This window comes from Enterobacter genomosp. O (genome assembly GCF_001022965.1).
In the GTDB taxonomy this organism is placed as follows: Bacteria; Pseudomonadota; Gammaproteobacteria; order Enterobacterales; family Enterobacteriaceae; genus Enterobacter; species Enterobacter cloacae_L.
Window position 1 is genome coordinate 294,261 of record NZ_LECZ01000023.1, and the last position, 20,877, is coordinate 315,137.

Here is a 20,877-nt window from a genome sequence, read left to right on the forward strand (position 1 = left end):
CCATGCAACAACCTGTGGTCTGGCTGGTTGAAGACGAAATCAGTATCGCCGATACGCTTATCTACATGCTCCAGCAGGAGGGATTTGCAGTAAAGGCGTTTGAACGGGGTTTGCCGGTGCTGGAGGAGGCGAGGCGACAGGCTCCGGCGCTCGCCATTCTGGATGTCGGGCTGCCGGACATCAGTGGGTTTGAGCTTTGTCGCCGACTGCTGGCGCAGCATCCTTCACTGCCGGTGCTGTTTCTGACGGCGCGCAGTGATGAGGTGGACAAGCTGCTTGGGCTCGAAATGGGGGCCGATGACTACGTGGCTAAGCCTTTTTCACCCCGTGAAGTCTGTGCGCGGGTGCGGACAATTTTACGGCGCATGCAAAAATCCGCCGCGCCTTCAGAGATTGTGCGCATCGGCCAGTTTGAACTAAATGAACCTGCCGCGCGAATTAGCTGGTGCGGTGAAGTATTACCGCTCACGCGCTATGAGTTTTTACTGCTTAAAACCTTACTGCAGGCTCCCGGACGGGTGTTCTCTCGTCAGCAGTTAATGGACAAGGTGTGGGGCGAAGACGGCGACAGTTTCGATCGTACCGTGGACACCCACATCAAAACCCTGCGCGCCAAGCTGCGGGCGGTGAATGAGGAACTTTCACCCATCAGTACCCATCGCGGTATGGGCTATAGCCTGGGGCTTTATTAATGCGCATTGGGATGCGGTTGCTGCTGGGGTATTTCCTGATCGTCGCCATCGCCGCGTGGTTTGTGCTGTCGATCTTTGTTCAGGAAGTGAAGCCCGGCGTGCGCAGAGCAACCGAGGGCACGTTGATCGATACCGCGACCCTGTTGGCCGAAATCGGACGCGATGATTTGCTTTCGGGTAATGCGCAGCAGGGCAAGCTGGCGCAGGCCTTTTCGCAGCTTCATCAACGCCCTTTGCGCGCCAATATCGGCGGGATTCATAAAGTGCGTAACGAGTATCACGTCTACATGACCGATGCACAGGGCCGGGTCGTGTTTGATTCCGCCGGTTTGGCCGTGGGAAAAGATTACTCGCGCTGGAACGACGTCTGGCTGACGCTTCGCGGTGAATATGGCGCGCGAAGCACCCAGAGCTTTCCCGACGATCCGGAGAGCACGGTGATGTATGTTGCGGCACCGATCAGGGATCGGGGCAAGATTATCGGCGTGCTGTCGGTCGGGAAACCTAACAGCGCGATGGCGCCGGTTATCCATCGCAGCGAGCGAAGGATCCTGTGGGCAGGCGGAGCGCTGCTCGGCATTGCCCTGCTGATTGGCTTTGCTGTGGCGTGGTGGATCAATCGATCCATCGGCACCTTATCGCGCTATGCCGACTCGGTGACCACAGATACGCCTCTCCCGCTGCCGAATCCCGGCAGTAGCGAACTGCACAAGCTGGCGCAGGCGCTGGAAAATATGCGCATTCGCCTGGAAGGGAAAAACTATATTGAACACTATGTTCATGCGCTCACCCACGAGCTGAAAAGCCCGATCGCGGCCATTCGCGGTGCGGCAGAAATCCTCTCTGAACAGCCGCCGCCGCAGGTGGCCGCGCGGTTTATCGATAATATTCTGGTACAGAACGCGCGCATGCAGTCGCTGGTTGAAAAGCTGCTCACCCAGGCTCGGCTTGAAAATCGCGTCGAGATTATTCCTGAGGTCGTCAGCGTCGACTCGCTGTTCACGCGGCTTGCCGACGCGCGCGCGGCACTGTTGGCAGCGAAAGAGATTGTGCTGACCCTTCAGCCGGCCTCGCTTTACGTGGCGGGCGATCCTGACCTTCTCGAACAGGCGCTTGGCAATTTGCTGGATAACGCTATCGATTTCACGCCGCAGGGCGGGGCCATTGCACTAGTGGCCCGGGAAGATCGCAAGCAGGTACAGCTGATCGTCACCGACAGCGGAAGTGGGATCCCGGACTATGCGCGGGAACGTATTTTTGAACGCTTCTATTCCCTTCCTCGTGAGAACGGGTTGAAGAGCAGCGGTCTCGGGCTGGCGTTTGTCCAGGAGGTCGCGCGTCTGCATCAGGGAGAGATCGATTTGCGCAATCGTAATGAAGGTGGCGTGATGGCCACGCTCACACTTCACCGTCCCTTCACATAACTTCAAACTGGCCCCACACGGCCCGGTTACGCTCTCCCCATCACAAAGGAGACGTAATGATGAAATCCCCCCTGTTCTGGAAAATTAGCACCCTGCTGGGGTGCATCCTGCTGCTGTTAGTCCCGCTGTTTATGGTCAGTAACCTGATTTCAGAGCGCGAGAGCTATCGCAACGACGTTGAAAATACGCTGCGCCAAAGCACCAGCGGACCGCAAAAACTGGTCGGTCCGATGATTGCTATTCCGATGACGGAGATCTTTTACAAGATAGAGGACGAGAAGAAGGTCGAATTTAAGAAAAGCTATATGCATTTCATTCTGCCGGAATCTCTGGTTATTGAAGGGAACCAGCACGTGGAGTCGAGAAATATTGGCATCTATGACGGGCAAATCTGGAACACTGACCTGAAGATAAAAGCGCAGTTTAATACCGAAGCGCTAAAACAGCTGAGAGGGGAAACGATAACAACAGGGCAACCGTTTATCGTGACGGGCGTTGGCGATGCGCGGGGTATTGGCACGGTCAGCATATCTAAAATCAATGGTGAAACGCTAAGCGTGGAACCCGGTTCCGGTGTCTACGGGGCGCTTGCGGGCGTCCACATCCCGCTGACCGACAAAGCGCTGGAAGCCAAAACGTTTGCACTTGAGATGTCGCTCAACCTGGCGGGAACCGGCAGTTTTGCGGTGGTACCGGTAGGGCGTAATAGCGAAATGACGCTCAACAGCAACTGGCCGCATCCAGGTTTTATGGGCGATTACCTCCCGGTTAAGCACCAGATAGGCGAGTCTGGTTTCCAGGCGAACTGGCAGAGCAGCTGGTTTGCAAATAACCTGGAGAGCTGGTTCTACGACAAGGAATCACCGGAGTGGGAAGCGCTCCCGGCCTTTAGCGTGACGGTAGCCACCCCAGCCGACCAGTATCAATTGACGGATCGGGCAATTAAATACGCTATTTTGCTGATTGCCCTGACGTTTATGGCCTTCTTTGTCTTCGAGACCTTAACCGGATTACGCCTTCACCCGATGCAGTATCTGCTGGTGGGGCTGTCGCTGGTCTTGTTCTATCTGGTACTGCTGGCCTTGTCTGAACACGTCGGGTTTACCCCCGCCTGGATTGTCGCAAGCCTCGTTGGGGCGGCGATGAACGGAATGTACCTGCAGGCGGTGCTGAAAAGCTGGAAGCGCAGCGGAATGTTTGTGCTGGCACTCCTCGGACTGGATGTGGTGATGTGGTTCCTGCTGCGTTCGGAGGACAGCGCATTGCTGTTGGGGTCGGCGGTTCTCGCACTGGCGCTGTTCGCGGTGATGTATCTGACCCGTCATTTTGACTGGTACTCGCTCTCTCAGCCGAAGCGTCCTCAACCTCCTGCAGAGCCTGATAACGACACGATGCGGATCTGGAAATAAAAAAAACGGCGCATAAGCGCCGTTTTTTAATGCATTAACTGCGGGATTACTCCTGCAGATCGCCGCAGAAACGGTACCCTTCGCCGTGAATGGTGGCGATGATTTCCGGCGTATCTGGCGTAGATTCGAAATGTTTACGAATACGACGGATGGTGACGTCTACGGTACGGTCGTGTGGCTTCAGCTCACGGCCGGTCATTTTCTTCAGCAGCTCTGCACGGGACTGAATTTTGCCCGGGTTTTCGCAGAAGTGCAGCATCGCGCGGAATTCACTGCGCGGCAGTTTATACTGCTCACCGTTCGGGCTAATCAGCGAACGGCTATTGATATCAAGTTCCCAGCCGTTGAATTTGTAGCTGTCTACGCTACGACGCTCTTCGCTGACCGTACCCAGGTTCATGGTGCGGGACAGCAGGTTGCGTGCACGAATGGTTAACTCGCGAGGATTGAACGGCTTGGTGATGTAATCATCCGCACCGATTTCCAGGCCAAGAATTTTATCAACTTCGTTGTCACGGCCCGTCAGGAACATTAACGCGACGTTCGCCTGCTCGCGCAGTTCGCGCGCCAGAAGAAGACCGTTTTTGCCCGGCAGGTTAATATCCATAATCACCAGGTTGATATCATTTTCAGAAAGGATCTGATGCATCTCTGCGCCATCGGTCGCTTCAAAGACATCGTAGCCTTCTGCTTCGAAAATGCTCTTTAACGTGTTGCGTGTTACCAACTCGTCTTCAACGATAAGAATGTGCGGGGTCTGCATGTTTGCTACCTAAATTGCCAACTAAATCGAAACAGGAAGTACAAAAGTCCCTGACCTGCCTGATGCATGTCGCAAATTAACATGATCGGCTTAACGTGACTAAAGTACGTAATTGCGTTCTTGATGCACTTTCCATCAACGTCAACAACATCATTAGCTTGGTCGTGGGTACTTTCCCTTTGGACCCGACAGTGTCAAAAACGGCTGTCATCCTAACCATTTTAACAGCAACATAACAGGCTAAGTGACACCAGACACCCAATAAAACTACGCTTCGTTGACATATATCAAGTTCAATTGTAGCACGTTAACAGTTTGATGAAATCATCGTAGCCGAATGCTAGCCTTTGTCACAATTTTTCAATAAACCAACTAGTTGCGGACATTGATTTATAAACGAAGCGAATCCAATCAGAATAGGGTATTCATATCGCTATTATCATTATAAAACATAGGGATAATAGTGTTCTGTTAACATTCTAACTGATTGTTCAGACAAGGAATAGTTTAGCGTTTTTAATTTGTTATGAAACGCTATTTCGGTGATTTGTGTTGCAATTTTGTAAATTCGCGCTGCGTAATATGTTGAAGCGCATCACATTTCTACCCGCTAACTGATTAAAAAGAGAGCATAAATGCATCTGTCGATTGTACTGGTCGCCCCAGCCAGAGCAGAAAATATAGGCGCTGCCGCGCGCGCCATGAAGACCATGGGATTTACCGATTTACGTATCGTGGACAGCACTGCCCACCTGGAGCCTGCGGCACGCTGGGTGGCGCACGGATCGGGCGATATTATCGATAATATAACCACTTACGATACCCTCGCCGCGGCGCTACACGATATCTCCTTCACCGTCGCCACCACGGCGCGCAGCCGGGCGAAGTTTCACTATTACGCCACGCCAGCGGAGCTTGTGCCGATGCTGAGCGAGAAAAGCCAGTGGCTGGAAAAAGCGGCGCTGGTATTTGGCCGTGAAGATTCCGGATTAACAAACGAAGAGCTGGAGCTGGCTGACGTTCTTACCGGCGCGCCGATGGTGGCCGATTACCCGTCCCTGAACTTAGGCCAGGCAGTAATGGTTTATTGCTATCAATTAGCCTCCCTAATACAAATTCCCCAACCTCAGGCTGAAGGGGCAAACGAAAATCAGCTGGCCGCGCTGCGCGTTCGCGTTGAACAGCTGTTAACCCAGCTGGGGGTAGCGGACGATCAAAAAATGGCTGACTGGCTGCAGCAGCGTCTTGGGCGTCTTGAGCAGCGGGACACCGCAATGCTGCATCGTTTGCTGCATGATATTGAAAAAAAATTGGCCGAGTAAAATACTGCCATAAGTTTTTACTATGGCGAATAAGTCTGTCTGGAAGGGTTGCATCTGGGGGAATCGGATGAAAATAAATCTGCACGCAGCGGGACGTGAGAGTCTCTCAAAATGTGATCAAATTAAAAATCCATTGACTTAAGGGGCCCGATCCTTTAACCCTAAAAGAATACAGCACAGACAGATAATAATGACAGAGTACACAACATCCATGAAACGCATCAGCATCACCACCATTACCACAACCATCATCATTACCACAGGTAACGATGCGGGCTGACGCGTACAGGAAAAACAAAAAAAAGCCCGCACCTGAACAGTGCGGGCTTTTTTTTCGGCTAAAGGAAACGAGGTAGAACCATGCGAGTGTTGAAGTTCGGCGGTACATCAGTGGCAAATGCAGAACGTTTTCTGCGTGTTGCCGATATCCTGGAGAGCAACGCCAGGCAGGGGCAGGTTGCAACCGTGCTCTCTGCCCCGGCAAAAATCACTAACCATCTGGTGGCAATGATTGAAAAGACCATCGGTGGCCAGGATGCACTCCCGAACATTAGCGACGCCGAGCGTATTTTCGCTGAGCTGCTGCAGGGGCTGGCAGAGGCGCTGCCTGGCTTCCCGCACGCTCAGCTGAAGTCCTTTGTTGAGCAGGAATTCGCGCAAATTAAACATGTTCTGCACGGAATCAGCCTGCTGGGACAGTGCCCGGACAGCATCAACGCGGCGCTGATCTGCCGCGGTGAAAAACTGTCTATCGCCATTATGGCGGGCGTTCTGGAAGCGCGCGGCCATAGCGTGACCGTGATCGATCCGGTTGAAAAACTGCTGGCGGTGGGCCACTACCTCGAATCCACCGTTGATATTGCCGAATCAACCCGCCGTATCGCCGCGAGCAAAATCCCGTCTGACCACATGATCCTGATGGCCGGCTTCACCGCCGGTAACGAGAAGGGCGAGCTGGTGGTGCTGGGCCGTAACGGCTCCGACTATTCCGCCGCCGTGCTGGCCGCCTGTTTACGCGCGGACTGTTGTGAGATCTGGACTGACGTCGACGGCGTTTATACCTGCGACCCGCGCCAGGTACCCGATGCCAGACTGCTGAAGTCGATGTCGTACCAGGAAGCGATGGAGCTTTCCTACTTCGGCGCTAAAGTGCTTCACCCGCGTACCATCTCCCCGATTGCCCAGTTCCAAATCCCTTGTCTGATTAAAAACACAGGTAACCCGCAGGCGCCAGGTACGCTGATTGGCGCCAGTACCGATGAGGACGGCCTGCCGGTGAAAGGCATCTCCAACCTGAACAACATGGCGATGTTCAGCGTCTCCGGTCCGGGGATGAAAGGAATGGTCGGCATGGCGGCTCGCGTGTTTGCGGCTATGTCCCGCAACGGAATTTCTGTGGTGCTGATCACCCAGTCCTCTTCCGAGTACAGCATCAGCTTCTGCGTGCCGCAGGGCGATTGTCTGCGCGCCCGCCGCGCGCTGGAAGAAGAGTTCTATCTGGAGCTGAAAGAAGAGCTGCTTGAGCCGCTCTCCATTCAGGAGCGCCTGGCGATTATCTCTGTGGTCGGCGACGGTATGCGCACGCTGCGTGGTATCTCCGCCAAATTCTTTGCCGCGCTGGCGCGCGCCAACATTAATATTGTGGCAATTGCCCAGGGGTCGTCAGAGCGTTCAATTTCTGTGGTCGTGGACAACGATGACGCCACCACCGGCGTTCGCGTGGTTCACCAGATGCTGTTCAATACCGATCAGGTCATCGAGCTGTTCCTGATTGGCGTCGGAGGCGTGGGCGGTGCGTTGCTGGAGCAGGTGAAGCGTCAGCAGGCGTGGCTGAAGAAAAAACACATCGATCTGCGCGTCTGCGGGATTGCCAACTCGAAAGCGCTGCTGACCAACGTTCACGGTCTGAACCTGGAAAACTGGCAGGCCGAGATGAATGAGGCGAAAGAGCCGTTCAACCTGGGCCGCCTGATCCGTCTGGTGAAAGAGTATCACCTGCTTAACCCGGTGATTGTTGACTGTACCTCCAACCAGGCGGTGGCCGATCAGTACGCCGACTTCCTGCGCGAAGGTTTCCACGTGGTGACGCCGAACAAAAAGGCCAACACCTCGTCGATGGATTACTATCATCAGCTGCGTCTGGCGGCGAGCAAGTCGCGCCGCAAGTTCCTGTACGACACCAACGTGGGCGCGGGGCTGCCGGTTATCGAGAACCTGCAAAACCTGCTCAACGCGGGCGATGAACTGCAGCGTTTCTCCGGCATTCTCTCCGGCTCGCTGTCCTTTATCTTCGGCAAGCTGGATGAAGGGATGAGCCTGTCGGAAGCCACTCGCGCCGCGCGCGAGCTGGGCTATACCGAGCCGGACCCGCGTGACGATCTCTCCGGGATGGACGTGGCGCGCAAGCTGCTGATCCTCGTGCGTGAAACGGGCCGCGAGCTTGAGCTTTCCGATATCGTGATTGAACCGGTGCTGCCAGCAGAGTTTGATGACAGCGGTGACGTCAGCGCCTTTATGGCGAATTTGCCGCAGCTTGACGACGCTTTTGCCGCTCGCGTTGCGAAAGCCCGTGATGAAGGTAAGGTATTGCGCTATGTTGGCAACATTGAAGAAGATGGCGTGTGCCGGGTGAAGATTGCCGAAGTCGATGGCAACGATCCGCTCTACAAAGTCAAAAACGGCGAAAACGCCCTTGCGTTTTACAGCCACTATTATCAGCCATTGCCGCTGGTGCTTCGCGGCTATGGCGCAGGGAACGATGTTACAGCGGCGGGTGTGTTTGCCGATCTGCTGCGTACCCTGTCATGGAAGTTAGGAGTTTAACATGGTCAAAGTTTATGCCCCGGCTTCCAGCGCCAATATGAGCGTCGGGTTTGATGTGCTGGGCGCAGCGGTCACGCCGGTAGACGGTTCGCTGTTGGGCGATACGGTCACGGTTGAAGCGGCAGACAGCTTCAGCCTGAATAACGTGGGCCGTTTCGCCAGCAAGCTGCCGTCTGACCCGCGCGAGAATATCGTCTATCAGTGCTGGGAGCGCTTCTGTCAGGAGATCGGCAAAAACGTGCCGGTCGCCATGACGCTGGAAAAAAGTATGCCGATTGGCTCGGGCCTGGGCTCCAGCGCTTGTTCCGTGGTCGCCGCGCTGGTGGCGATGAACGAGCACTGCGGCAAACCCCTGAACAACAACCGCATGCTTGCCTTAATGGGCGAGCTGGAAGGCCGTATCTCCGGCAGCATTCATTACGACAACGTCGCACCGTGCTTCCTCGGCGGCATGCAGCTGATGATCGAAGAAAATGGCATCATCAGCCAGCAGGTGCCAGGGTTTGATGAGTGGCTGTGGGTGCTGGCCTATCCGGGCATTAAGGTTTCAACCGCAGAAGCGCGTGCGATCCTGCCCGCGCAGTATCGTCGGCAGGATTGCATCGCCCACGGGCGTCACCTGGCGGGCTTTATTCACGCCTGCTACACCCGTCAGCCACAGCTGGCGGCGAAACTGATGAAGGACGTCATTGCCGAGCCGTACCGCACGAAGCTGCTGCCGGGCTTTAACGAGGCGCGACAGGCATCCATGGATATCGGCGCGCAGGCGTGCGGCATCTCCGGCTCCGGCCCGACGCTGTTCGCCCTGTGCGATAAGCCAGACACTGCGCAGCGCGTGGCGGACTGGCTCTCTAAACACTACCTGCAAAATCAGGAAGGCTTTGTTCATATTTGCCGTCTGGACACGGCTGGCGCACGAGTACTGGGATAATTAATGAAACTCTACAACCTTAAAGATCATAACGAGCAGGTCAGCTTCGCGCAGGCGGTAACGCAGGGACTGGGCAAAAATCAGGGGCTGTTTTTCCCCCATGACCTGCCGGAATTTCAGCTGACCGAGATTGATGAACTGCTGAAGCTGGACTTTGTCACCCGCAGCACCAAAATTCTGTCGGCGTTTATCGGCGACGAAATCCCGCAGGAGCTGCTGGAAGAACGCGTGCGTGCGGCGTTCGCTTTCCCGGCACCGGTTCAGCAGGTTGAGCCTGACGTCGGTTGTCTGGAGCTGTTCCACGGCCCAACCCTGGCGTTTAAAGACTTCGGCGGCCGCTTCATGGCTCAGATGCTGACCCACATCAGCGGCGACAAACCGGTGACCATTCTGACCGCCACCTCGGGCGATACCGGTGCAGCGGTCGCTCATGCCTTCTACGGCCTGAAAAACGTCCGCGTGGTGATCCTCTATCCGAAAGGCAAAATCAGCCCGCTGCAGGAAAAATTGTTCTGCACGCTCGGCGGCAATATTGAAACCGTGGCGATCGACGGTGACTTCGATGCCTGCCAGGCGCTGGTTAAACAGGCCTTCGACGATGAAGAGCTGAAGGTGGCGCTGGGTCTGAACTCCGCCAACTCTATCAATATCAGCCGTCTGCTGGCGCAGATCTGCTACTACTTCGAAGCGGTGGCGCAGCTGCCGCAGGAAGCCCGCAATCAGCTGGTGATCTCCGTGCCGAGCGGTAACTTCGGCGACCTGACGGCTGGCCTGCTGGCGAAATCGCTGGGGCTGCCGGTGAAACGCTTTATTGCCGCCACCAATGCCAACGATACCGTGCCGCGCTTCCTGAAAGACGGGAAGTGGGCGCCAAACGCCACGCAGGCGACGCTCTCCAACGCGATGGATGTGTCCCAGCCGAACAACTGGCCGCGCGTTGAAGAGCTGTTCCGCCGTAAGATCTGGCGTCTGGGTGACCTGGGCTACGCGGCGGTGACGGATGAAACCACCAAAGCCACCATGCGTGAGTTAAAAGCGGTGGGGTACACCTCTGAACCGCACGCGGCGATCGCTTACCGCGCGCTGCGCGACCAGCTTAACCCGGGTGAATATGGCCTGTTCCTGGGGACCGCGCATCCGGCGAAGTTCAAAGAGAGCGTAGAAGCAATTCTGGGTGAAACACTGCCGCTGCCGAAAGAGCTGGCCGAGCGTGCTGACCTGCCGCTGCTGTCTCATGAGCTGCCAGCGGATTTTGCCGCGCTGCGTAAGCTGATGATGGCTCGAGCGTGATTTTTTGCCCGGTGGCGCTTCGCTTACCGGGCCTACAATCCCCTGAACGTAGAACGTAGGCCGGGTAAGGCGAAGCCGCCACCCGGCTTTTTTATGGAGAAATTAAGGAGAAATTACGCAGGAAAAAAGCAGAAATTCCCAATAAATGCGGTCACTTAGCGTTTAGGATTGCAGAGAATAACATCCCCCGTTCCCCTCGCGTAATCTCCTTACATCGGCCCACGTTGGGCAAGAGTAACGAGGAGTCACCTATGTCTAAACTGAAACCTGCTCTCATCGCGCTTTCACTGATGCTGGTCGCTCCCATGGCGGTACAGGCATCTGAAATCACGCTGGTTCCTGCGGTAAAACTGCAGATTGGCGACCAGGATAATAACGGGCACTACTGGGATGGCGGCCGCTGGCGCGACCATGACTGGTGGAAGGCGCATTATGACTGGCGCGATAACCACTGGCGTCCGCATGATGAGCATCGCGATCGTGACAATCACCACGACCGTCACGATGACCGACATGACGATCATCATCCGGGACCGGACTGGAAACACCATTAATGCAAAACCCCGCCAGCTGGCGGGGTTCTGTTTTACTGCTCGTGGCGCTTAAACACCAGCTCGCCTTTCCCTGACGACGCCTCGTCAAAGAAATAGCCTTCGCTGTTAAAGGCGGTCAACTGCTCCGGCTTCGTCAGGCGGTTCTGGATGATGTAGCGGCTCATCAGGCCTCGCGCTTTCTTGGCGTAGAAGCTGATCACTTTAAACTTACCGTTCTTCTCGTCGAGGAACACCGGCTTGATAATTTCCGCATCCAGCTTTTTCGGTTTCACCGACTTGTAGTATTCATCAGACGCCAGGTTAATCACCACGTTATCGCCCTGAGCGTGAAGCGCCGCATTCAGCTTATCGGTGATGATATCGCCCCAGAAATGGTACAGATCTTTGCCTTTGGCATTTTCCAGGCGAATCCCCATCTCCAGACGATACGGCTGCATCAGATCCAGCGGGCGCAGTACGCCATACAGGCCCGACAGCATGCGCAGATGCTGCTGGGCAAAATCGAAATCAGCTTCGCTAAAATCTTCCGCCTGCAGGCCGGTATAGACATCACCCTTAAACGCCAGAATGGCCTGGCGGGCGTTAGCGGGGGTGAAATCCGGGTGCCACTCGTGAAAGCGGGTCGCGTTAAGGTCTGCCAGCTTGTCGCTGATGCTCATCAGCGAGGCGATTTGCGGTGCAGAGAGTTTACGCGCTTCGCGGATCAGCTGTTGAGAGTAGTCCAGCAGTTCAGGCTGGGTATAGCGCTCGGTAGCGAGCGGGCTCTGGTAGTCGAGCGTTTTTGCAGGTGAAATCAGAATCAGCATATCCAGTCCTTGCAGGAAATTTAGAGCGACTTTAGCAAAAAATCGCTCTGAATTGATCGATAGCTGTTATTGCCGCGGCAAATCATCCCACGTGCCGGGAGCCAGCTGCGCCTTAACGTCGGGATAGCGTGCGGGATCAAATACCGGCGGAACCCCCAGCTTGCGCTGGCGAAGATAGTCTCTGGCTATCAGGGTAACCACCGGCGAGAGCAGCAGGATCGCCGTAAGGTTCGTGATTGCCATCAGCGCCATAATGATATCGGCCAGCTGCCAGACCAGCGGCATGCTGAGGAGGGAGCCAGCGACGACCATCAGTATGACGCCCAGGCGCAGCGCTCCGATTGCGGCGCGGGAGTCGAGCTTCAGGAAAATAAGGTTATTTTCGGCGTAGAGGTAATTCACCACAATCGAGCTGAAGGCAAACAAGACCAGGATGAGCGAGACAAATCCGGCTCCCCAGCCGCCGGTCAGGCTCATCAGCGCCTGCTGGAGAAGCTGTATTCCGGCGGTTTCCGACGAATGCGGTACGGGGCCTGCCAGCAGCAAAATCATGGCGCTGGCGGAACAGATAACAATGGTATCGGTAAAGACGCCAATCATCTGCACAATGCCTTGCGCGGCAGGGTGCGGCGGCCACGACGAGGCGGCGGCTGCCGCGTTGGGTGTTGACCCCATACCGGCTTCATTGGAAAACATGCCTCGCTGGAACCCCGCCATTAGCGCCTGGCTGAAGGTGTAGCCCAGCGCGCCGGATGCGACCTCACGCCAGCCAAAGGCGCTTTTGACGATGGTCGCTATCACGCCCGGAACCTGGTCGACATGCAGTGCGGCGACGAACAGGCTCGCGGCAATCCAGAGCAGCGCCATGATGGGAACCAGCCACTGCATGAGACGGGCGATGCCTTTGAGGCCGGTAGAAATGGTGAGCAGAACGACGAGGGCTAAAACGGTACCGGCGATCCACTCCGGACACGCGAAGGCGTAGCGCAGGGCATTAGCGACCGAGTTAGCCTGGACGGTATTAAAAATAAGACCGTACGCGAGCAGTAAAAAAAGCGAGAAAAGAACGCCCATCCAGCGCATCCCTAAGCCACGCGCCATGTACCAGGCAGGACCGCCGCGAAACTGGCCGTGCTTATCTTTCTCTTTGTAGAGCTGCGCGAGCGAACTTTCGGCGAAGGAGGTGGCCATACCGAGAAGCGCCGTCACCCACATCCAGAAAACCGCGCCTGGCCCACCGGCGCTGATGGCCAGTGCGACCCCCGCCAGATTCCCGCTGCCAAGGCGTGCCGCAAGGCTGGTACAGAGCGCCTGGAATGAGGTTAATCCGCCCGGCTGGGGCGTGACGCTGTTTTTCAGACTTCTGCCAAACTTGCGGATATAGCGAAACTGGATAAACCCACTGCGTAGCGTAAACCAAATACCTGCTCCCAGAAGCAGGTAAATCATTATCGAGCCCCACAGGACTTCGTTAATAAAGAAAAAGAAATCAGGCATTAACGTCCCTCTTGTTGATGCCAAAGTGAATATGTAAGCGCTACCACTGATTGGGCATGCTGTTGCTTAGCAGCCTGTTAATATTCCGAGTTTATCATACTCTGCCTAAGCGCACTGTCTGCGGTTGCGCTACCCCTCCGTCGTGTTATCATCAGGGCAGACCGGTTACATCCCCCTAACAAGTAAACCTGTCATTTTTCCGCTGCAGGCATGCTGTCGGTAGCGTGAATTATCCAGGGCACGTTAAAAGAGAAACACTATCATGACGGATAAATTGACCTCCCTTCGTCAGTTCACCACTGTCGTAGCTGACACCGGAGATATCGCGGCAATGAAGCTGTACCAGCCGCAGGATGCCACAACTAACCCTTCTCTGATCCTTAACGCCGCACAGATCCCTGAGTATCGCAAACTGATTGACGACGCAGTGACCTGGGCGAAAGCACAGAGCAACGACCGCGCGCAGCAGGTTGTGGATGCCACTGATAAACTGGCAGTAAACATCGGTCTGGAAATTCTGAAGCTGGTTCCTGGCCGTATCTCTACTGAAGTGGATGCGCGTCTGTCCTACGACACCGAAGCGTCTATCGCGAAAGCAAAACGTCTGATCAAAATGTACAACGATGCGGGCATCAGCAACGACCGTATCCTGATCAAACTGGCTTCTACCTGGCAGGGCATCCGCGCTGCAGAGCAGCTGGAAAAAGACGGTATCAACTGTAACCTGACCCTGCTGTTCTCCTTCGCGCAGGCGCGTGCCTGTGCAGAAGCCGGCGTGTACCTGATTTCTCCGTTCGTAGGCCGTATTCTGGACTGGTACAAAGCCAACACCGACAAGAAAGAATACGCACCAGCAGAAGATCCAGGCGTGGTTTCCGTGACTGAAATCTACGAATACTACAAACAGCACGGTTATGAGACTGTGGTTATGGGCGCAAGCTTCCGTAACGTCGGTGAAATCATCGAGCTGGCTGGCTGTGACCGCCTGACCATCGCGCCTGCACTGCTGAAAGAGCTGGCTGAAAGCGAAGGTACCCTGGAGCGTAAACTGTCCTACACCGGTGAAGTGAAAGCACGCCCTGAGCGCATCACTGAATCCGAGTTCCTGTGGCAGCACAACCAGGATCCAATGGCAGTAGACAAACTGGCGGACGGTATCCGTAAGTTTGCTGTTGACCAGGGCAAACTGGAAAAAATGATCGGCGACCTGCTGTAATCATCCTGCGTGACCGGGCTCCCGGTCACGCGTCTTACTTCGTACCCTGTCTGAATCTCCTCTCTGCGTGTATCATTCCCTTTAATCAGTACTCTTTGAATGGAATGGATATGAATACCTTACGCATCGGCTTAGTGTCGATTTCTGACCGCGCCTCCAGCGGTGTTTACCAGGATAAAGGCATCCCCGCTCTGGAAGAGTGGCTTGGCAACGCGCTGACTACCCCCTTTGAAATTCAGACCCGCCTGATCCCAGACGAACAGCCGATCATTGAGCAGACGCTCTGTGAGCTGGTTGATGAGATGAGCTGCCATCTGGTGCTGACCACCGGGGGAACGGGGCCTGCCCGCCGCGATGTGACGCCGGACGCGACGCTGGCCATCGCCGATCGTGAAATGCCGGGCTTTGGCGAACAGATGCGCCAGATCAGTCTACACTTTGTCCCGACGGCCATTCTCTCCCGTCAGGTGGGCGTAATCCGCAAACAGGCATTGATTCTGAACCTGCCGGGCCAGCCGAAGTCGATAAAAGAGACGCTGGAAGGGCTGAAAGCGGAAGACGGCAGCGTCATCGTGCACGGTATATTCGCCAGTGTACCGTATTGTATACAGCTGCTGGAGGGGCCGTACGTTGAGACGGACGAGAAAGTGGTAGCAGCTTTTCGTCCTAAAAGCGCACGCCGCGAAACAATCTCCTGAAAATAACGATTATGTGACATTAGCTGAAGCGGCGATGGCGTGGTAAGGTTTTTACGATATAGTAATTTTTTCTTTACGATAGCTGTAAAAATAAATCCACAACAAAAGCCAAATGGTTCGCTATGTCACATAACACCCGACCTCTGAATCGACAGGACTATAAAACCCTCACGCTCGCAGCCTTAGGCGGCGCGCTGGAGTTTTACGATTTCATCATCTTCGTCTTCTTCGCCGCCGTGGTGGGGGAACTCTTCTTCCCGGCGGATATCCCCGAGTGGCTGCGTCAGGTACAAACCTTCGGCATTTTTGCCGCAGGGTATCTGGCGCGTCCGCTGGGTGGCATTGTGATGGCGCACTTTGGCGACCTGATAGGGCGTAAGAAGATGTTTACCCTCAGCATTCTGCTGATGGCCATACCCACGTTGGCCATTGGTCTGCTGCCCACCTATGCCTCACTGGGCATCCTTGCTCCTTTGCTGCTGTTGCTGATGCGCGTGCTTCAGGGCGCGGCGATTGGCGGTGAAGTGCCGGGCGCGTGGGTGTTTGTGGCGGAACATGTTCCGGCGCGCCGGATTGGCATCGCCTGTGGAACCTTAACGGCGGGCCTGACCATCGGGATCTTGCTGGGGTCGGTGGTCGCGACCATTGTCAACACCAGCATGACGCAGCAGGCCGTGCACGATTGGGGCTGGCGTATTCCGTTCCTGCTGGGCGGGGCGTTTGGTCTGGTGGCGATGTATCTGCGTCGCTGGCTGCAGGAGACACCGATTTTCCTGGAGATGCAGCAGCGCAAAGCGCTGGCGCAGGAGCTGCCGGTGAAAGCTGTCGTGGTACGCCATAAAAAAGCGGTAGTGGTGTCAATGCTTCTCACCTGGCTGCTTTCGGCGGGCATTGTCGTGGTGATATTGATGTCGCCGGTCTGGCTGCAGAAACAGTACGGATTCGCCCCGGCGGTGACGCTGCAGGCAAACAGTATTGCGACCATTATGCTCTGCTTTGGCTGTCTTGCTGCCGGGCTGGCGGCAGATCGTTTCGGTGCCAGCGTAACCTTTATCGTTGGTAGCCTGTTACTGGCCGCATCAAGCTGGGCGTTTTACCATCTGGCAGGCAGCCATCCTGAACAGCTGTTCGTGTTGTACGGTGTGGTGGGGTTCTGCGTCGGGGTTGTCGGCGCGGTGCCGTATGTCATGGTACGTGCGTTCCCGCCGGAGGTTCGCTTCACCGGCATCTCTTTTTCTTACAACGTGTCGTATGCCATTTTTGGCGGACTGACGCCGATCGCGGTCACGGTGCTGATGGGCGTATCACCGATGGCTCCCGCCTGGTATGTTCTCGCGCTTTCGGTCATGGGGCTGGTATTGGGAATTTGGCTTCGACAGGCGTGGGGATGTCGTGCCCGCGAGACGGGCACGACAGAGGGATCAGTGTTTTTCACCAATCGGTAGAATGGTGCGGTCAAACTGCTCGTTCAGCACTTCACCCATTGCCAGGTAGATAGCGCTTGCGCCGCAAACCAGACCAATCCAGCCTGCAACGTGAACGATGCCTTCGTTATCCACGAGGTGACCAATCGCCAGCAGGGCGAACAGTACGGTCAGGCTCAGGAAGACAAACTGCAGCGCGCGGTTACCTTTCAGGGTGCCGAAGAACATGAAGAGGGTGAAGACGCCCCACAGGCCCAGGTATACGCCCAGGAAATGGGCGTTTGCCGCATCTGCCAGGCCCATTTTAGGCAGCAGCAGAATGGCAACCAGGGTCAGCCAGAAAGAACCGTAAGAGGTGAAGGCGGTTAAGCCGAAGGTGTTGCCTTTCTTATATTCCAGCAGGCCCGCGAAGATTTGCGCGATACCGCCGTAAAAAATGCCCATCGCCAGGATGATGCCATCCATCGGGAACATCCCGATATTGTGCAGGTTCAGCAGGATAGTGGTCATGCCAAAACCCATCAGGCCCAGCGGAGCCGGATTAGCCAACTTAGTGTTGCCCATAAGTCCTCAAAAAAATCATCATTAATATGGTGAAATGGTTAAACCCGCGTCAGTTCTCCCTGACGGGGCGCGGCATCATAATGGGCGCAATCGATGGCGTCTATGATCTCATCGGGGTGAAATTAAAAATTTTTTTATCCTTCCCCCTTGATGGACGACGTTGCGACCCCATCTTGTAAGCAACCGCAGTGTGTGGACCTGAAAAAAATCAAATCTGGGCAGTTGAAAAAGCACGTTCTGCCCTTATTACAGGTACACAACCACATGTTGACTGAATTTTTAGTGGAGACGTTTAGATGGGTAAAATTATTGGTATCGACCTGGGTACTACCAACTCTTGTGTAGCGATTATGGATGGCACTACTGCACGCGTGCTGGAGAACGCCGAGGGCGATCGCACCACGCCTTCTATCATTGCTTATACCCAGGATGGTGAAACTCTGGTTGGTCAGCCGGCTAAACGTCAGGCAGTGACAAACCCGCAAAACACCCTGTTTGCGATTAAACGCCTGATTGGTCGCCGCTTCCAGGACGAAGAAGTTCAGCGTGACGTTTCCATCATGCCTTACAAAATCATCGCGGCAGATAACGGCGATGCATGGCTTGATGTGAAAGGCACCAAAACTGCACCACCGCAGATTTCTGCCGAAGTGCTGAAAAAAATGAAGAAAACCGCTGAAGATTACCTGGGTGAGCCGGTAACTGAAGCTGTTATCACCGTTCCTGCATACTTCAACGATGCTCAGCGTCAGGCAACTAAAGATGCTGGCCGTATCGCAGGTCTGGAAGTAAAACGTATCATCAACGAACCAACCGCGGCTGCACTGGCTTACGGTCTGGATAAAGAAGTGGGCAACCGCACTATCGCGGTTTACGACCTCGGTGGTGGTACCTTCGATATCTCTATTATCGAAATCGACGAAGTTGACGGCGAAAAAACCTTCGAAGTTCTGGCAACCAACGGTGATACCCACCTGGGTGGTGAAGACTTCGATACCCGTCTGATCAACTATCTCGTTGACGAATTCAAGAAAGATCAGGGCATTGACCTGCGTAACGACCCGCTGGCCATGCAGCGCCTGAAAGAAGCCGCTGAGAAAGCGAAGATCGAGCTGTCTTCCGCTCAGCAGACCGACGTGAACCTGCCGTACATCACTGCAGACGCGACCGGTCCTAAACACATGAACATCAAAGTGACCCGTGCGAAACTGGAAAGCCTGGTAGAAGACCTGGTGAACCGTTCTATCGAGCCGCTGAAAGTTGCCCTGCAGGACGCTGGTCTGTCCGTCTCTGACATCCAGGACGTTATCCTGGTTGGTGGTCAGACGCGTATGCCAATGGTTCAGAAGAAAGTGGCTGAGTTCTTTGGTAAAGAGCCACGTAAAGACGTTAACCCGGACGAAGCGGTTGCTATCGGTGCTGCGGTTCAGGGTGGCGTACTGACCGGCGAAGTGAAAGACGTACTGCTGCTGGACGTTACCCCGCTGTCTCTGGGTATCGAAACCATGGGCGGTGTGATGACTGCGCTCATCAACAAAAACACCACCATCCCGACGAAGCACAGCCAGGTGTTCTCTACCGCTGAAGACAACCAGTCTGCGGTAACCATCCATGTGATTCAGGGTGAGCGTAAGCGTGCGGCTGATAACAAATCTCTGGGTCAGTTCAACCTGGACGGTATTAACCCGGCACCGCGCGGCATGCCGCAGATCGAAGTCACCTTCGACATCGATGCTGACGGTATCCTGCACGTGTCTGCGAAAGACAAAAACAGCGGTAAAGAGCAGAAGATCACCATCAAGGCATCTTCTGGCCTGAACGAAGCGGAAATCGAAAAAATGGTTCGCGATGCCGAAGCTAACGCTGAATCCGACCGTAAGTTCGAAGAGCTGGTTCAGACCCGTAACCAGGGTGACCATCTGCTGCACAGCACCCGTAAGCAGGTTGAAGAAGCAGGCGATAAACTGCCAGCGGAAGACAAGACTGCTATCGAAGCTGCACTGAGTGCGCTGGAATCCTCACTGAAAGGTGAAGACAAAGCGGATATCGAAGCGAAGATGCAGGAACTGGCGCAGGCTTCCCAGAAGCTGATGGAAATCGCTCAGCAGCAGCATGCCCAGCAGCAGGCAGGCGCTGACGCTTCGGCGAACAACGCGAAAGACGACGACGTTGTCGACGCTGAGTTCGAAGAAGTTAAAGATAAAAAATAATCGCCCTGATGCAGGGTAATTAATCGGCACGGGCGTAGGAGAATTCTCCACGCCCGTGCTCGCATGTTAAGGGGCTTAAAAAAACCAATGGCAAAGCAAGACTATTACGAGATTTTAGGCGTTCCGAAAACTGCGGAAGAGCGTGAAATCAAAAAGGCGTATAAGCGCCTGGCCATGAAATTCCACCCGGACCGTAACCAGGGTGACAAAGAGGCTGAAGCCAAATTTAAAGAGATCAAAGAAGCCTACGAAGTCCTGACCGATGCACAAAAACGTGCGGCCTATGACCAGTATGGTCACGCAGCCTTTGAACAGGGCGGCATGGGCGGCGGTGGATTCGGCGGCGGCGGCTTTGGCGGCGGCGCTGACTTCAGCGATATCTTTGGCGATGTGTTTGGCGATATCTTCGGCGGTGGCCGTGGTCGTCAGCGCGCGACGCGCGGCGCAGACCTGCGCTACAACATGGAGCTGTCGCTGGAAGAGGCCGTTCGCGGCGTCACCAAAGAGATCCGTATCCCGACGCTGGAAGAGTGTGACGTCTGCCACGGCAGCGGCGCGAAAGCGGGCACTCAGCCGCAGACCTGTCCAACCTGTCACGGTTCTGGCCAGGTACAGATGCGTCAGGGCTTTTTCGCGGTACAGCAGGCCTGTCCTCACTGTCACGGTCGCGGTACGCTGATTAAAGATCCGTGCACCAAATGCCACGGTCACGGTCGCGTTGAGAAAACCAAGACCCTGTCCGTAAAAATCCCGGCAGGCGTGGATACGGGCGACCGCATCCGTCTGGCTGGTGAAGGTGAAGCCGGCGAACACGGCGCACCGGCAGGCGATCTGTACGTTCAGGTGCAGGTGAAACAGCACGCTATCTTCGAGCGTGAAGGGAACAACCTGTACTGCGAAGTGCCGATCAACTTCGCTATGGCTGCACTCGGTGGCGAAATCGAAGTACCTACGCTGGATGGCCGCGTCAATCTGAAGATCCCGGGTGAAACCCAAACCGGTAAACTGTTCCGCATGCGCGGGAAAGGCGTTAAATCCGTTCGCGGTGGTGCGCAGGGTGACCTGCTGTGCCGCGTCGTCGTGGAAACGCCGGTTGGCCTGAACGACAAGCAGAAACAGCTGCTGAAAGAGTTGCAGGAAAGCTTTGGCGGCCCGACGGGTGAGAAAAACAGCCCGCGCTCCAAAAGCTTCTTCGATGGCGTCAAAAAATTCTTCGATGATTTGACCCGCTAATCGGTTAGCTGGTTTCCTTTG

The 20,877-nt window shown here is 55.3% G+C and carries 19 protein-coding genes and 1 other annotated feature; of the genes, 15 read left to right on the forward strand and 4 right to left on the reverse strand.

The genetic code is table 11. From position 1 onward, the window contains the following. Window positions 1-2 precede the first annotated feature (2 nt). The 3 genes from creB to creD are packed head-to-tail and all read left to right on the forward strand — an operon-like array spanning window position 3 to window position 3,525. A complete protein-coding gene (creB, locus tag ABR39_RS06770; RefSeq protein ID WP_047346299.1) occupies window positions 3-692 on the forward strand; it encodes a two-component system response regulator CreB in 690 nt (229 codons plus the stop codon). Beyond that, window positions 692-2,116 carry a two-component system sensor histidine kinase CreC gene (gene creC / locus ABR39_RS06775; RefSeq protein ID WP_047346300.1) on the forward strand — a complete coding sequence of 475 codons (1,425 nt, stop codon included), beginning with the start codon at window positions 692-694 and terminating at the stop codon, window positions 2,114-2,116. Before creB ends, creC begins: the two co-directional genes overlap by 1 nt. Window positions 2,117-2,172: 56 nt before the next feature. After that, entirely contained in the window at window positions 2,173-3,525 is a 1,353-nt protein-coding gene (gene creD / locus ABR39_RS06780) for a cell envelope integrity protein CreD (protein ID WP_047346301.1), read from the forward strand. A 46-nt stretch (window positions 3,526-3,571) separates the two neighbouring features. Here creD and arcA read toward each other — a convergent pair whose 3' ends face one another. Then, window positions 3,572-4,288, reverse strand: coding sequence for a two-component system response regulator ArcA (gene arcA, locus ABR39_RS06785; RefSeq protein WP_003856501.1), 717 nt, complete (start codon window positions 4,286-4,288; stop codon window positions 3,572-3,574). Between the two features lie 95 nt (window positions 4,289-4,383). Here arcA and yjjY point away from each other — a divergent pair, with 95 nt between their 5' ends. The 7 genes from yjjY (at window position 4,384) to ABR39_RS06810 (ending at window position 11,208) form a co-directional block, all read left to right on the forward strand. Then, window positions 4,384-4,524, forward strand: a complete 141-nt coding sequence (yjjY, locus tag ABR39_RS25580; RefSeq protein ID WP_001541509.1) for a protein YjjY — start codon at window positions 4,384-4,386, stop codon at window positions 4,522-4,524. Window positions 4,525-4,923: 399 nt separating this feature from the next. Next, a complete protein-coding gene (locus ABR39_RS06790) occupies window positions 4,924-5,610 on the forward strand; it encodes a tRNA/rRNA methyltransferase (protein WP_047346302.1) in 687 nt (228 codons plus the stop codon). 211 nt (window positions 5,611-5,821) lie between these two features. Next, a complete protein-coding gene (thrL, locus tag ABR39_RS24730) occupies window positions 5,822-5,890 on the forward strand; it encodes a thr operon leader peptide (protein WP_015572623.1) in 69 nt (22 codons plus the stop codon). Next, window positions 5,829-5,946 (forward strand) — a sequence feature (Thr leader region). (Overlaps the previous gene by 62 nt.) A 24-nt stretch (window positions 5,947-5,970) precedes the next feature. After that, on the forward strand, window positions 5,971-8,433 hold the full coding sequence (gene thrA / locus ABR39_RS06795) for a bifunctional aspartate kinase/homoserine dehydrogenase I (RefSeq protein ID WP_047346303.1): 2,463 nt from the start codon (window positions 5,971-5,973) through the stop codon (window positions 8,431-8,433). Window position 8,434: 1 nt separating this feature from the next. After that, on the forward strand, window positions 8,435-9,364 hold the full coding sequence (gene thrB / locus ABR39_RS06800; RefSeq protein ID WP_047346304.1) for a homoserine kinase: 930 nt from the start codon (window positions 8,435-8,437) through the stop codon (window positions 9,362-9,364). 3 nt (window positions 9,365-9,367) lie between these two features. Continuing rightward, entirely contained in the window at window positions 9,368-10,654 is a 1,287-nt protein-coding gene (thrC, locus tag ABR39_RS06805) for a threonine synthase (RefSeq protein ID WP_047346305.1), read from the forward strand. 251 nt (window positions 10,655-10,905) lie between these two features. Then, window positions 10,906-11,208: a DUF2502 domain-containing protein gene (locus ABR39_RS06810; protein ID WP_047346306.1), complete on the forward strand. Its 303-nt coding sequence runs from the start codon at window positions 10,906-10,908 to the stop codon at window positions 11,206-11,208. Window positions 11,209-11,240: 32 nt separating this feature from the next. Here ABR39_RS06810 and yaaA read toward each other — a convergent pair whose 3' ends face one another. Both yaaA and ABR39_RS06820 read right to left on the reverse strand, forming a co-directional pair. Then, window positions 11,241-12,014 (reverse strand): peroxide stress protein YaaA, encoded by a 774-nt coding sequence (yaaA, locus tag ABR39_RS06815; protein WP_023310340.1) that lies wholly within the window; start codon window positions 12,012-12,014, stop codon window positions 11,241-11,243. Between the two features lie 66 nt (window positions 12,015-12,080). Then, window positions 12,081-13,511 (reverse strand): alanine/glycine:cation symporter family protein, encoded by a 1,431-nt coding sequence (locus ABR39_RS06820; RefSeq protein WP_047346307.1) that lies wholly within the window; start codon window positions 13,509-13,511, stop codon window positions 12,081-12,083. Window positions 13,512-13,773: 262 nt separating this feature from the next. Between ABR39_RS06820 and tal the strand changes: the two genes are divergently transcribed. The 3 genes from tal to ABR39_RS06835 all read left to right on the forward strand — a co-directional run bounded on the left by tal (window position 13,774) and on the right by ABR39_RS06835 (window position 16,870). Continuing rightward, the gene (gene tal, locus ABR39_RS06825; protein ID WP_023334458.1) at window positions 13,774-14,727 is read left to right on the forward strand and encodes a transaldolase; all 954 of its coding nucleotides are present in this window, start codon (window positions 13,774-13,776) and stop codon (window positions 14,725-14,727) included. Window positions 14,728-14,837: 110 nt separating this feature from the next. After that, window positions 14,838-15,425, forward strand: coding sequence for a molybdopterin adenylyltransferase (gene mog / locus ABR39_RS06830; RefSeq protein WP_047346308.1), 588 nt, complete (start codon window positions 14,838-14,840; stop codon window positions 15,423-15,425). Between the two features lie 122 nt (window positions 15,426-15,547). Continuing rightward, window positions 15,548-16,870, forward strand: a complete 1,323-nt coding sequence (locus tag ABR39_RS06835; RefSeq protein WP_047346309.1) for an MFS transporter — start codon at window positions 15,548-15,550, stop codon at window positions 16,868-16,870. On the opposite strand, the gene satP is transcribed toward ABR39_RS06835, so the two are convergent. Beyond that, complete coding sequence (gene satP / locus ABR39_RS06840; protein ID WP_047346310.1) at window positions 16,847-17,413, reverse strand: acetate uptake transporter; 567 nt, start codon at window positions 17,411-17,413, stop codon at window positions 16,847-16,849. The genes ABR39_RS06835 and satP overlap by 24 nt on opposite strands. 296 nt (window positions 17,414-17,709) lie before the next feature. Here satP and dnaK point away from each other — a divergent pair, with 296 nt between their 5' ends. Further along, entirely contained in the window at window positions 17,710-19,623 is a 1,914-nt protein-coding gene (gene dnaK / locus ABR39_RS06845; RefSeq protein ID WP_023310346.1) for a molecular chaperone DnaK, read from the forward strand. A gap of 87 nt (window positions 19,624-19,710) precedes the next feature. Beyond that, window positions 19,711-20,856, forward strand: a complete 1,146-nt coding sequence (gene dnaJ, locus ABR39_RS06850; RefSeq protein WP_047346311.1) for a molecular chaperone DnaJ — start codon at window positions 19,711-19,713, stop codon at window positions 20,854-20,856. Window positions 20,857-20,877 lie beyond the last annotated feature (21 nt).